Annotated in this window: 10 protein-coding genes and 1 pseudogene; 4 read left to right on the top strand and 7 right to left on the bottom strand. The window is 34.4% G+C overall.

Annotation, left to right across the window (positions count from 1 at the left end; translation table 11 throughout):
* Positions 1–167: 167 nt before the first annotated feature.
* Positions 168–656 carry a DUF1564 family protein gene (locus HS129_13555; GenBank protein ID MBE7413063.1) on the top strand — a complete coding sequence of 163 codons (489 nt, stop codon included), beginning with the start codon at positions 168–170 and terminating at the stop codon, positions 654–656.
* A gap of 157 nt (positions 657–813) precedes the next feature.
* On the opposite strand, the gene murI is transcribed toward HS129_13555, so the two are convergent.
* The 7 genes and pseudogenes from murI to HS129_13520 form a co-directional block, all read right to left on the bottom strand.
* Positions 814–1,587, bottom strand: a complete 774-nt coding sequence (gene murI, locus HS129_13550) for a glutamate racemase (protein ID MBE7413062.1) — start codon at positions 1,585–1,587, stop codon at positions 814–816.
* Between the two features lie 18 nt (positions 1,588–1,605).
* A complete protein-coding gene (locus tag HS129_13545) occupies positions 1,606–2,910 on the bottom strand; it encodes a pyridoxal phosphate-dependent aminotransferase (GenBank protein ID MBE7413061.1) in 1,305 nt (434 codons plus the stop codon).
* A gap of 288 nt (positions 2,911–3,198) precedes the next feature.
* Entirely contained in the window at positions 3,199–5,343 is a 2,145-nt protein-coding gene (locus HS129_13540) for a SpoIIE family protein phosphatase (protein ID MBE7413060.1), read from the bottom strand.
* A 98-nt stretch (positions 5,344–5,441) separates the two neighbouring features.
* Positions 5,442–6,130 (bottom strand): annotated as a pseudogene (locus HS129_13535) (MjaI family restriction endonuclease).
* The gene (locus HS129_13530) at positions 6,123–7,436 is read right to left on the bottom strand and encodes a thermonuclease family protein (protein ID MBE7413059.1); all 1,314 of its coding nucleotides are present in this window, start codon (positions 7,434–7,436) and stop codon (positions 6,123–6,125) included. The pseudogene HS129_13535 and the gene HS129_13530 overlap by 8 nt, the downstream one beginning before the upstream one ends.
* Positions 7,437–7,525: 89 nt before the next feature.
* On the bottom strand, positions 7,526–8,008 hold the full coding sequence (locus tag HS129_13525; GenBank protein MBE7413058.1) for a hypothetical protein: 483 nt from the start codon (positions 8,006–8,008) through the stop codon (positions 7,526–7,528).
* Positions 8,008–9,114 carry a peptide chain release factor 2 gene (locus HS129_13520; GenBank protein MBE7413057.1) on the bottom strand — a complete coding sequence of 369 codons (1,107 nt, stop codon included), beginning with the start codon at positions 9,112–9,114 and terminating at the stop codon, positions 8,008–8,010. The genes HS129_13525 and HS129_13520 overlap by 1 nt, the downstream gene beginning before the upstream one ends.
* A 190-nt stretch (positions 9,115–9,304) precedes the next feature.
* Between HS129_13520 and HS129_13515 the strand changes: the two genes are divergently transcribed.
* The 3 genes from HS129_13515 to HS129_13505 are packed head-to-tail and all read left to right on the top strand — an operon-like array spanning position 9,305 to position 14,285.
* Positions 9,305–11,692 (top strand): DEAD/DEAH box helicase, encoded by a 2,388-nt coding sequence (locus tag HS129_13515; GenBank protein MBE7413056.1) that lies wholly within the window; start codon positions 9,305–9,307, stop codon positions 11,690–11,692.
* Positions 11,693–12,478, top strand: coding sequence for a ribonuclease H-like domain-containing protein (locus HS129_13510; protein MBE7413055.1), 786 nt, complete (start codon positions 11,693–11,695; stop codon positions 12,476–12,478).
* Positions 12,468–14,285 (top strand): portal protein, encoded by a 1,818-nt coding sequence (locus tag HS129_13505; GenBank protein ID MBE7413054.1) that lies wholly within the window; start codon positions 12,468–12,470, stop codon positions 14,283–14,285. Before HS129_13510 ends, HS129_13505 begins: the two co-directional genes overlap by 11 nt.
* The last annotated feature ends 11 nt before the right edge of the window (positions 14,286–14,296 follow it).

Genomic DNA, 14,296 nt, shown 5'->3' with positions numbered 1-14,296 from the left:
ATTTAGTGTAGATTTGGGATTTTTTCTGTAAAAACTAAAAAATTTTTTCTAAAATTGTAAAAATTTTATTTCTATCACGATATTATTTTACCTTATATCAAGAGGCAAGAAATAGTGGCTGGGGACAGAAACTAGAGGAAAGAAAAATTTTATATTAGGAGAATACTTTGAATCCAGAAAAATTTGAACGAACGCAGTCAAGTCTGCTTATTCCAGAAAAATATATGGATGAGTTTACCTCGAGGACTGAAACTATTTCGAGAGAGGATTACTTGCACGAATTGTTGGAGAGATACAGGAATGTGTTACTTTGGACTTTGAAAAAGTTGGATTGTGTTAAAACGGTGTATCAGGAAGAAGGGCAGAATCTTCAGAAGAAGAATTTTCGTCCTGAGAACGCAGATTGGATTGAGCTTGGTGAGTTTGCTCAATGGCTTGGTATTTCCCGAACGGCTCTTTTTACTCTTCTTTTGCTGCTTGACATTGCCGGATGGGACATAATCATCCCTGCCAAGTTCTATGACTTTGGAGTTCCACCCAAGGTCAGTTCGATTGCGGTAGGAGTCTATCTCTCCAAGAGAAAAACCACACGATACAATAGGCTGATACGACATAAGAAGTGGCGAAAAACCAAAAAAAGCAAAAAAATATACTAAAAAAGAAAGATCTGCTTTTGAATCAAAACCTACCAAAAAAAATCAAAGGTGAGGCATATCTACACGTAATAGAAATTACATAATCAAAGCCTACTATACTGTAAAGCACCTTGGATCGAATGTTTAAAACTACAGAAAAATATTTTGTAGATTGGAATCATGAAAAAGGCTCTTGTAAATAATAATTTGCAGTTGAATAATCATAATCGGAGCCTCCATTTAAGAAAAGGTTTATATGATTCTTGGTAGAATGACCTATTTGAAGATTTAAAGATTTTTGAACATGTGTATATGTTCCTTTATTCCCATCGTATAACCTTACATTAGGGTAGAGAGAGTGGAAAATTTTTTTTAATAGAACATAGTGAGTGCAACCAAGCACGATTGCCTGAATCTTTTCTTGTCGAACTTTTTCTAAAATAGGCTCTAGAAAAGCTTTAGACTTTTCAAAATTTTTTTGATCTACAAGAGATGCAAGGCCTTCACAAGAAAAAACAGAAAGTCTTCCAACTGCATTAAGATTTTTTTCTAATTCTAAAAATTTATCCTCTGAAATTGTGAATTGGGTTGCAAGAACTGCGATTTTTTGTCCCGGGTTTTCCATTAAGGCAGGTTTTAATGCCGGCTCCATTCCAAATATTGGAATAGAAAATTCTTCCCGTAAAATTTTCGCACTGGCAGATGTAGCCGTATTGCACGCAAGAAGAATTGCATCTACTTTTTTTTCCAAAAAATATTCACATGCAGTTTTAGTAAGTTTTGTAATTTCTTCTTTGGATTTATTTCCATAAGGGCTATTGGCAATATCACCATAATAAAAAAAATCTATCCCCTTAAGATTTTGATTCATTTCTCTAAGAACAGAAATTCCTCCCATGCCTGAATCAAAAACACCAATTTTTTTTTGATAGGTTGAAAGTTTTTCACTCATTGGAAAAAATTAGTTTATCTATGCGGATTGCAAATACTCTTCAATCGACTTACGGACCGTGTTGAAAATCCAATCAAACTTTTTTGAATCTTCTTCTAAGAGCGTTATGCGAAACCCATCTTTTTTGCAACAGAACGAAGAAAGCGGTACTACACAAATTCCTGTAGAAGCAAGCAAATTCAAAACAAATCTTCTATCATTTGCACTTCCTTGAATAATGGAATTAATATATTCAAAAGCATTTCTATTGGATATAGAAAGGCTCATAGATGAGTTTAATGTACCTTGTTCAAAATACACTGTAAGATAAAATGCACCTTTAGGTTCTATAACTTTTACCCCCTTGACCCCACTTAAAATAGCTACAGCTTTTTCTGCTCTTTGTTTATAAATTTCATTTCTTCTTTTTAAGTGAGGAATGAATTCTTTAGAAGAATATATTTTTGGGATTGCAAGCTGAGGGAGAGTAGTTGAGCAAACTTCGAGCATCTTTGCATCCAAAAGGCTTTTAATATATCTTTGAAAAATCGGATCGTTTTGCCTATTAAAAATTTCAAGCCAGCCACACCTTGCACCGGGCCAAGGAAATTCTTTAGAAATAGATCGAAGCGCAATTCCACAAACTTTATCTCCTATTACTTCAGACAGGTGAATACTTCCTGTTTCAGAGTAATTTATGTGAGAATACGTTTCATCGCAGATCAACATGCAGTCGTACTTCTCACAAATACGAACAATTTTTTTTAGTAAATCTTTATTATATACAGCTCCCGTAGGATTGTCCGGGTTGATAAGTAAAATACCGGTAATAGAATCATTATACTTTACTTTATTTTCTATATCCTCTAAGTCAGGCATCCAATTTTGATCAGGATTTAAATCATACGTTAGGTGGTCATACCCGCTATGAGCAGCTTCGGCAGATGAAAGAGTTGAGTAAGCAGGACTGGGTCCTAAAATCCTAGCTTCTTTTCTCATAAACCCAAAAATTTTTGCAACTGCATCTCCAAGCCCATTAAAAAATAAAATATCCTCAGGGGTAATTTTTGCTCCACCTCTTTCGTTTACTTTGTTTGCAAGAAAAATTCTAGTATTTTCGTCTCCTTGGGTTGCGGTATAGCCCCAAGATTTATTTTCTTGAACTAAGTCCGTAACAATTTGTTTAATCCAAGGAGCGACAAGCTCTCCTTTTTGAATTGGATCTCCTATATTTTCCCAAGTGATTGGCACACCAAGAGCTTCTAATTTTTTACCAATAGCAACGATTTGTCTGATTTCATAATTTAATTCATCAGCTCCAATATGAACAATATTTCTTCTCATAAATTTTTCCTGAGGATTCTCTTTCCTTTTTACAGGATTTTGAAATTTCTACTATTTTTCAAGGAAGAAAAATTTAGCATTCTTTACATTAGCCAAGATTTTTTTAAGAAAAATTCAGCTTTGAAAATTGGTTTAAAAGAATTTCCTACTCGGTTACAGAAAATTCATTTGCATACATTTCTCGTCTGCATAATCTTTTATGCCTTTCTTCTGCAATTGCAACATACTCTTTTGAGATTTCGGAACCAATCCACTTTCTTTTTTATATGTTAGATTCATTTTTTTATTCTACTTGTTTTTCTTTTGCAGAAATTCTTCGATTTTTATTAATGAGTGATTTTGTGGGTCAAGAGATTTAATTTCTTGCGCCAATTCTGCTGCTCTGGCACTGTTTCCAATATTTATGTATAAACTCGTAAGCACAACTAAGTTACGCACATCTGTAGGTATTCTTAATCGAAGCCTTTCACACAAATCTATTGCAACATCTGTATTGCCTGCAAGGCGGTGACACCTTGAAAGGTAACGCATAAAGTCAGTATCAGACGGACGTTTATTAAAATAGGATTCTCCTTTTTCTGCTGCTCGACGATATTCTTTTTCTTTGTATAATTTCCCTGATTCTGCTTTATGAATGTTTGCAACTGTGTTTTGTTCTTGTGCCCCTTTGTAGAAAATTTTTAAAAGCGAGAAATCATCAGTAATCTCACCAATTTTAGAAGTGAGTGCATAGATCTCATTCAATTCACCGGATGCCTCTGTGACTGTTTGTAAAATCAAATCAGGGTCTTCATTCATTTTTACACTACCGTCATAATTTCGTATGAGAATATCATCACGACCATCTGAGCCACAAATAAGCATGTCGTCCGGTTCAAGCTGAAAAACTCGAATAAAAATATTTCCAGAAACCGCTGACATTCCTAATTTTCTAAAGTACAGTTCATTCTCAATAAATTTTGCTTGTTTATCTCGATATAAAATTGTCCAAGGGTGCTCCGCATTAATATAATAGAGTATTCCGGTTTCATCGTCCACAAGCCCCGTAGCTACAGAAATAAGCATGGAACCATCGAAACTCTCAAATACTTTATGCAATTCTAAGAAAGTATTTTTGAGCCATCTCTCCGGTGCAAGACGACCTATAGATTCAAGAACTTGAGTTCTTTCTATAATTGAAAAATAGACTGAACCAAGAACCAATGCACCACCGGCTCCTTGCATCGATTTACCCATAGCGTCCGCGTTCATGAATGCGGTATAATTTTTATTTCTCAGTCTTATAGTATAAGCACTGCAAATATCTCCGCCAATATCATGTTGCTTTCCTTTGAATTCAAATTTCTTTTTTTGTTTTTGCAAAAATTCTATTGATAATTTTTCACTTTTAACATAATTGCGATTAAGAGGCTTAATGATAAGAGATGTAAGGAAATAATCTCCATCTTGAGCTAATTTTAGTTTGCGAACTTCTTCAAGAGTTTTATTCAATTCTTCTGTGCGATCAATGACCTTCTGTTCAAGATTTTCATTTAACTCCCTTACTTCGTTATACATTTTGGATAGATCGTTTGTCACCACGGTCAATAATTCAGATTGTCTGCCAAACTCATCAGTGGTCACACGATTGCTGGTAATAGAAAAATTGCCCTTGCCTAATTGTTGCAAAATCTCATTAGTATCATTAATGTTAAACTTCACAGATTTCGCTGTTCTATACGATACTATGATTATTGCTGCAAATCCTTCAAGCGCCAACAACACAATATGAATTTCGGGATTCTTAAATGACATTTTTCCTGCTAAGGTAGCGTATAAAATAAATCCAAAAATAGCAACCGGCGTAATGGTTACTGAGATTATAGCAAGTAACATCCGTGAAAAATAACTAATCTCTCTTATTTTTTTTCCGGCTGGAGGCAAATCTGAAAATACAGGACAAGCCAAAATGGGTCGGATTACACTTTCAGGCATGAAAATATACATCACATAAGATATAGGTAATACAAACAATAGAGAATAAAATTCTACAAATATCGAATAAAATGGAATTTCTTTTATTTGTACAATATAAACAAATGCGCCTGCTAAAATACCAACACTCCAACGTGCAATAATAGTTCGGCCTTCACGGTAGGGATACATCAAAAATTTATTACGCAACAATTCACGTTCTGCAGTTTCAGGAGTATTCACAGACTCTAAACGGTCGAGTTCACTGAATAATTTTTTTAAGGCAAACCACCTAAATAAAATTCCCCAAACAACAGTACCTGAACCGACAAGTAAGCCCGCCACGGCTACAGCTATAATTCTTTCCTGTCCAACAAATGCACCAGTAACCATTACAAAATACACAAATGTAGGTATAGGAATAAGGCTGGTAAAAGATTCTAACCGCCATGTCATTTGCCAAAAAGTTTTTTTAAACATATAAGAAGTTATTACTTAATAGGGTGGTGTATCCATCCCTCTCCTTAGTGTAAAGTTTTTTTTTGCCGAGTTCAATAATATGTTCTTATGTCTTGTCCTTACTTGATCAATCGTTTGATTTCTTGGACAATCTGCCCTACTACTTCTTCGTTTTTAATTTTGTCGTCAATGCTGAAAACAACGAAAACTTGTCCACCGAATTTTTTAGTGAAGTCCGCAAAACTTGCTTTCATTCGTTCTGTCGCTGAATAGTTGCCGAAATTTGCTTTTGCTGTTACGGGTTTGATTTGTATTCCAAACGCTTTGTCGCCAACCCAACCCAAATAATCAATGTCGCCTGCGTGGTCAAGTTCGGGGTCGCTTTCTTCAAATTTTACGTTCGGAAATTCTTTTGCCAAATTATCTTCAATAACAGATTTTTCACGAATAAAACCGTCAAAAGTTCTGTTGATTGTTAGATTATGAATGTAATCAATGCAGTCTTGTAAAGTTAGTTGATTAAACGCTTCTGTCCATTCAGGAATGACGGTTACTTTAATTTTTCATAAAGTCGTTCACCCAATTCAGTCAAACTTTCTTTTGTAATTTTTGTTGGTGTTTTGCCGTCCGTATTTGCATTTTGGAAATACCACTTTTCCCATTCTTCAATAGTTTTCGGCTGACATTCACGAATGAGAGCCATTACTGTCCCAACTTTGTTTGGTCGTGAAAGTTGATAGGTTTGCGTTGCGTAATTGAGAACTTTCTCTTTTTTACCGAATTCTTTTGAGTATTTTATACTAAGCATACCGGTATTTTTTTAAATTATCACTTATTACTTCACCACGATCTTTATAAAGCGATTTAAATTTTGATAAATATTTAAACTCTTGATTTTCGTCAACTTTGACCAATCCATTTTTTAGTAAGTGAGCATTGATAAAAGTTTTATTTTCTAAGTATAAATAAGCTAACAGTTCGTTGTGATTCTCATACTTAATTGTATCAAATTTCATAAATACTTTCTTTCCATTTGTTTTATCAATAATAAATTTGATTGCCTCTTGATAGACATATTCTCCCAAAACTTTTAAGCCTTTTGGGTATGATTCTATGCCAATTAGCTTTACTACCAAACCATTATTCAATTTTATTTTTTCGGGGCTAATGACTTCTTTTACAGTGAATAGTTCTTCTCGTTTCGTAGAACTGTCTTTATCAATCCTAGAGCCGAATTGAAGTTTCTTAATGTCAATTCTTTTGTCAAGGATATGAGGGTCTTTAAAAATGTATGGAAGCATTTTTATCTCACTTTCAAAGTTTGTCTTTATATATTGTTGCTTTACAAACTCATAAGTCGTTCCGTTCAAATCCTTTTGATGGACTTCCAACTTTTCTTTGATGATTGGAATAAATTCAGGATTGATTTCAAAGCCAACGGAATTCCTATTTGTGTTTTTTGCTGCTAATGCAGTTGTTCCGCTTCCTGCGAATGGGTCAAGAACGGTTTCTCCAACAAACGAAAACATTTTTATCAGTCGTCTCGGAAGTTCTTCCGGGAACATTGCAATATGTCCGCTTTGTCTTGCTCCTGCGAAATTCCAATGCCCTGCAAAATAGGTGTTCCATTCTTCGGCAGTCATTTTGGAAAGTTCTTTTTGCTCTTTTGTCGGTTTGGGAGCATCGCCTAATTTTTTGAAAACAAGAATAAATTCATAATCCAATTTCAAAATTCCATTTCTTGGATAGGGATACGAACCCATTTGAACGCCACCACCTGTGGTGTTGGAAGTCGTAACTTTTTGCCAGATGATTGCACCCATATAGTCAAATCCGATGTTCTCACAGAATTTGATAATCTCCTCACGAATAGGAATGACTTTATATCGCCCGTAATAAACTGCTCTTGCGAATTGGTCGCCAATGTTTACACACAACCTGCAACCGTTTTGAAGAGTACGGTAGCATTCCTTCCAAACTAAATTCAGGTTGTTGATGTAATTTTCGTAGCTGTCGTGAAAACCAATTTGGTTGTCAGTCCCGTAGTCCTTGAGTTGCCAATAGGGTGGTGAAGTTATAGCCAAATGCATCGAGTTGTCAGGCAATTCAGTCATAACTCGACTATCTCCATTTATTATTTTATGGTGGGTGCTCAAGACAAAACTATTTCAGGTTAAACAACTGAATAAGTCAAGAGGTTTTTTTAAGAAAAAGCAAACCAGTAAGAGAATAGAGAGATGATGGTAAATTTTGTAAAATACCATTTCCCTATTTTTTTCCAATCTATTCTTTTTGGATTATTTAAAAAAGAAATAATTTCTTCTTTGTTGGATGAGATATATGTATCCAAATTACTCCAACCAAATAGATCTACGATAACTGGCTTTAATATTTCTTCTCTATTTTTATCAATTACAGAATAGCATTCATCTGAAATTGTAGTATTTTCGGATTGGAGCAGAAAAAAAATTCTTGGAATTTCAAAATATTTATGAAGTACTAAGGTAGATAAGTTTACGTACAAACCAAAATAGGGCAAGATAACATAGTGAGGCTCTGTGTATTTTAATCCCCAGAGAAGGTAGAAAAATAGAGCAATGCTCCCATAGCCAAAAATTTTAAAAAAATAATTCAGATATCGGTACAATCTTTTTTCTTTTAAGTAATCTGAGTAAATTGTGTTCATTAAGAAATATATTTTAAATAAGAAAAAATAAATTGGTCTAGGTCTCCGTCCATGACTGGAGAAATATTTGCAGTTTCGTAGTCTGTTCTATGGTCTTTGATTAAATTATAGGGATGAAATACGTAGCTTCTGATTTGGGAACCCCATGCAATGTCTTTTTTTTCTCCTGATTTCTTTTGAAGCTCTTCTTTATTTTTTTCTTGCTCCATTTCATATAGTCTTGCTTTTAACATCTTCATGGCGGTTGCGCGATTTTTAATTTGTGATCTCTCGTTTTGACACTGAACTACTATTCCTGTCGGTATATGCGTCATGCGAACTGCTGAATCAGTTTTGTTTACGTGTTGGCCGCCTGCACCAGAAGACCTATAGGTATCTATTCTTAGATCTTTTTCATCAATTACAATATTTATATCGTCGTCCACTTCCGGGGTAACGTGCACCGATACAAATGATGTATGTCTTCTTTTATTGGAATCAAAGGGTGAAATCCTAACAAGCCTGTGAATCCCATTTTCTCCTTTTAAATAACCAAAAACATTTTCCCCTTGCACCAATAGAGTTGCATTTTTTATACCTGCACCTTCTCCCTCTTGGTGATCAACTAAATCTACGTGAAACCCCTTTTTTTCAAAGTAACGAGTGTACATTCTAAGCAGCATCTCTGCCCAGTCTTGGCTTTCTGTTCCACCGGCACCCGGATGAATATTGAAAAATGCTCCTCTTCTATCGTCTTCTCCGCTTAACGCCCCAAGTAGTTCAAGCTCTTCTAACTCTTTCGATAATTTCCTATAGTCTTCGTTTAAACTTTCTAAACCATCTTCACCGAACTCTTCCATAGTCAAATCGATCAAATCCGGAAAATCAAATAATTCTTTTTTTAAATTTAGCCAAGGCTCCAATTTTTTCTCTAAGCTATTTTTTTCCTTAGTGATTCTTTGGGCATTTTCTGGATTGTCCCACAGCTTAGGGTCTTTTACTTGTTCGTTGTAGGAAATAAGCCTATCATAATTAGTTTGCAAATTTAATTTTTCCCAACGAGTGTTAAAACTCTCGATAAGCTCTGATGTTGATTTTTTTAATTCTTTTGCCGGCTTTAAGTCCATTTTCTTATTGATTTTGCAGTATTTTAAAACCATTTTCACTGTCATTCATAATCTTATTCAATCTAACCCCGAAACTTTTTTCTTGACTAAACAAATGATAAATGCTTTTCTTATCTTGATTATGTCAGATAATAGAAAAATTTCTTCCTATATCAAAACTTTTTTTGAAAAGGAAATTCGATTTCACAAATTGATTGATAAAGAACATGGAGATTTTTCTGATTTTCCAAAAGAGTTGAACGAAAAGTTAAAAAATGTTTTAATAGAGCAAGGTTTTCACTCGCTTTACTCTCACCAAAAAGAAGCATTTCATTCTATTTCTCGCGAGAAAGATACAGTGCTTGTTTCAAGAACTGCAAGCGGTAAAACTTTATCTTTTTTGTTGCCTATTTTAAATGACTATATCCAAAAAGACCCACCCTTTAGCGTAATGATGATGTACCCTACGAAAGCCTTATCTCGTGATCAAGAAGGAACGCTCGGAAAATTATTACAAGCTGCAACCGACTCAAGAAAAATTGGCACTTTTGACGGGGACACTTCCAGAGAAGAAAGAGAAAAAATTTTAAAAAGTGCAGACTTTATAATTACAAATCCCGATATGCTTCATTCCGGGATTTTACCTAATCACAATAGAAAGTGGAAAAATATTTTATCCAGATTAAAATATATTGTTGTTGACGAGGTTCATACCTATAGAGGCTCTTTCGGATCACATGTATCCAACGTATTCAAAAGGCTTTTGAGGGTTTGTGAAATTTATGGTAGTAAGCCCATTTTTGTTTGCTCTTCTGCGACAATTGGAAATCCGAAAGAACACGTAGAATTACTGTTTCAAAGAAAATTTGAAGTAATAGAAAAAGACGGCTCTCCAAGACCTAATAGAGAAATATTTCTTATCAATCCGTCTTTGGTAAAAAGTCAAGGAGAAACTTTATACAGAAAAGGAACCGGCTCTATTTCTATCCCACTCATGCGTTATGCGACAAAGTTTGGAATTCGGACTATTTGTTTTTGTAAAGGAAGACAAGAAGTAGAAAGACTATACAGAGCAGTTACCGATAGAAATGAAGATCTCCGGGAAAAGATTAAACCCTATAGAGGTGGACTGCTTCCAAACGAAAGAAGGCAATTAGAAAAAGACCTATTTTCTGGAAAAATCAATACTATCATTACAACTAACGCACTTGAACTAGGAATTGATATTGGGGACATGTCTTTGTGTATTTTGAGTGGTCACCCTGGAACAGTAGCAAGTTTTTGGCAACAAGCAGGAAGGGTAGGAAGAAAAGGAAACCACTCTTTTATAGTATTTATTGCAAAAGATACACCAATAGATCAATACATCGTAAATCACCCCGATTTCATTACAAGTACTCCTTCTGAAGAGGCTTGGTTAAACCCGGAAAATCCTTACATTTTATTGCAACACCTTCCTTGCGCTGCTTATGAATACCCGCTGACTTCTAAAAACAAATACTTTCACGGAGAAATAGCATCTATTGCGATAGACACTTTGCTAAAAAAGAAAATGCTTTCTCCTTATGGAGAGAGTTTTCGTTACTCTGCGGGAGATTACCCTGCAAGAGGGGTTAACCTAAGAGGGATGACAGATTACAATATAGACATATACTGTGGGACTGAAGTAATAGGAGAGATCGATCCAATAGGTGCGAGGGGTGCCTTATACAAAGATGCGATCTATCAACACCTTGGAAAAAAATATATGTCTTTGGATTTGGATTTAGAGAAAAAACTTTGCAAGGTAGAATGGACAGAGGTTGATTATTTTACCGAGGCAGTTTGGGAAAACATGATTCAGATGATAGACGAAGATGAATCAAAAGTTTTAAACGAAAGTGAATTAAAATTTGGCTATATAGAAGTAAAAAAGCAACCCAAACTATACAAAAAAATTAAAGAAAAAACTCACGAGAATATAGGGTATGGACCGATCACTCTCGATTCTTTTGATTACGAGACTACGGGTTTTACACTCACCCCTTCTATGAACTGGGTAGAAAAAATGAATGTGACAGACAGAAGGTACATTGACTCGGCTCTTTTTGGTTTGAGCTATATACTAAAGAGGATTTCTCCTGTTTTGTGTATGGCAGATTCGAGAGATATTGAAACCGATGTAGGGCTACCAGCTTCGCCTAACGCACAATTCAGAACCTCTATATTTGTGTATGATGCGCAAGAAGGGGGCGCAGGGTACTCAGAAAAAATTTACGAAAAAATAATCGATGCAATGAATTTGTGTTATACAATCTTAGAAGAGTGTGAATGCGACTCGGGGTGCCCTTCTTGTGTTCCACCACTTCCCCCTGGAATTAGTGATAGAGAAACAGAAGACTTTTTGACTGAAACAAATGCAGCCATAGAATGCACAAAAAGCATCATTCTTTCCATTCTAAAAAATGAAATCTATATTCCAAAAATTAAAAAGAAAGTGTATTCAATATCTCACAACTACAGTCAATACAACGAAGATTACGAAAATAGAAAAAAATCAGAAAACCGATTGGAAAGAGCTGCCAATTCACTGATTCGTAAAAGAGAAAAAGTACACTAAATGATAGATAAAGCATTTTTGCATTTTAAAGGAGTCGGAAAAAAAAATTTAGAAAAGTTAGAATCTGCCGGGTTTGACAATTGGTCGAAGGTGATATCTAAACAAGAAGAGATGCCTTTTTCAAAAAATTTTTCTAAAAAACTTATCTCTGAAGCAGAAGAAAATTCTAAGGCTTTAAAAAGAGAAGATATTTATTTTTTTGCAAAAAATCTTCTATCTCAAGATAAGTGGAGGCTATTAGAAAGATATTTTGATAAGATAACTTTTTTAGACATAGAGACAGAAGGCTTGGATTCAAATTCAGGGATTTCATTGATTGTTTGCTTACACGAAGGAAAACTTTATAGATTTTTGAGAAATGAAAACTTAGACGAATTTTTAGAGCTATTACCGAAAATACAATTGTTGTCAACTTTCAACGGCAGCTCTTTCGATTTACCCGTGATTCAGAATTTTTTTAGAATAGGAGAAATTTCCTGTCCTCATGTTGATCTTCGTTGGGTGTGTTATCACTTAGGTTACAAAGGAGGACTGAAGTCGATAGAATATAAAATCGGGATTCAGAGACCTTACGACTTAAAAGGAGTAGATGGGTTTGAAGCAGTTATTTTGTGGGACAACTGGAATCGGTATGGAGATGAAATATCAAAAAACAGATTAATCAGATACTGTGCAGCCGATGTAGTTTCTCTAAAATTATTAACTGAAAAGATTTTAATTGAAAAGGGAATAAATGATATAAAGAATAGCTCAAACGATATTTGGAAAATACTCGATGAAGTATAGAAAAGTAAAAATACAATTTCTTTATTTTTTAGAAAGTATAAATGATTTTGGAAAAAGAATAAGAATTCTCTACCATGAAAATTTATACGGTTTAGGGAAGTTTGTCTTTGCACTTTCCGGAACGATTTCAATTGCAACACTTCTGATTGAATTCGGATTTTATTATCCCGTAGAGTGGGCACCTAAGATAAGGTTTATCAATTCCTTTGCAATCAATTATTTATTAGCTTATGAAACTATTTCTTTTTTATTCACAAGAGAAAGGTATAGAATTTACGCAAAGACTCATAAAATAGAAATAATTATTTCTATTTTAGTTTTATTACAGAAGGTTTTTGAAAAAGATATAATCGAATATTTGAAGTTAGGCGAAATCGGCACAAACGAAGCTGCACTATTATTTTTATCCATCAATCAACTTTTTTTAATATTTTCAAATGCTACAAGATTTTTTCGATCTACAAGAATTTATAGTTTAAATCGAATCAACCCTTCTTTGGTATTTTTACTTAGTTTTGCATTTGTGATTTTAGTTGGATTTTCTGCTTTGCACTTGCCCAAAGCACAAAAAGTTTCTGTAAGAAGTATAGATATTTTATTTACCGTGGTAAGTGCTACTTGTGTAACCGGTCTTTCTACTTTAGATATTTCACAGTCTTTTACAAAGTTCGGACAATTTATAATTTTATTTTTAATTCAAATTGGTGGACTTGGACTAATGACCCTGACCACATTTTTTGCTATATTTTTAGCAGGACAATCTTCGGTGACAGACAGACTATTAATGAAAGATTTGCTAAGTGAAGACGCACTTGGAAAAGTTACAGGGATAATACGACAAGTAGCCATTCAAACTCTTGCGATTGAAGGAATTGGGGCAGCTCTACTTTTTCGATATATGCCGGTTGAAGCAAACCTCACTTTTTCAGAGAAATTATTTTCTGCGATTTTTCATGCTATATCTGCATTTTGTAACGCAGGGTTTTCTCTTTTTTCCAATAACATGGGAGAGAGTTTTTTATTTTCCAATAAACCATTTTTGTCAGTGATAATGTTTTTAATTGTTATGGGAGGGCTTGGGTTTCCCGTTATGAGTGAGGTTATTAAAAGATTTATTTCTCCGAATAATCCATACAAAAGACTTTCAATTTCTTCTAAACTTGTGATCATCACCACTGGAGTTCTTATTGCCCTTGGTGCCATTGCCTATTTGAGTCTAGAGCAAAAATTCACCTTACAAAATTTAAATATACAAGATAGAGTGTTTCATTCTTTGTTTTATAGTATTTCCACAAGAACTGCCGGATTTAATACCCTGAGTCTTTCGAGTATGGGCGTACCTATGGTATTTTTTTCTTTATTTTTAATGTGGGTGGGAGCCTCGCCCAATTCTACGGGAGGTGGGATTAAAACTTCTACTTTTGCAGTAGCACTACTACATATTTTGGATTTAGTGAAAGGAAAAGATCGGTTAGAAATTTTCAAAAGAACGATTTCTCCTGCATCCATCTCTAGAGCTTCTGCGTCTATCGTACTTTCTTTTTTTATAATTTTTGTAGCTATTTTTGCATTAATACTAAACGAGAAATTTGAATTTTTAGATATTTCCTACGAGGTAGTTTCTGCATTTGGAACAGTCGGATTAACACGCGGAATTACGCCTTCTTTGAGTGATTTTGGAAAGATTATAATTTCTGTCGTTATGTTTTCCGGTAGAGTAGGAATTTTTACAATGTTTGTAGCATTTACCCCAAAAGCAAAAATCCCAAAATACAAATATCCGATAGAATATGTAGTAGTCGGCTAATCTTTAATTGA

The organism is Leptospiraceae bacterium, assembly GCA_015075105.1.
In the GTDB taxonomy this organism is placed as follows: domain Bacteria; phylum Spirochaetota; class Leptospiria; order Leptospirales; family Leptospiraceae; genus JABWCC01.
Note: the sequence above shows the minus strand (reverse complement) of the source record. Positions and strands in the feature narration are given on the sequence as shown.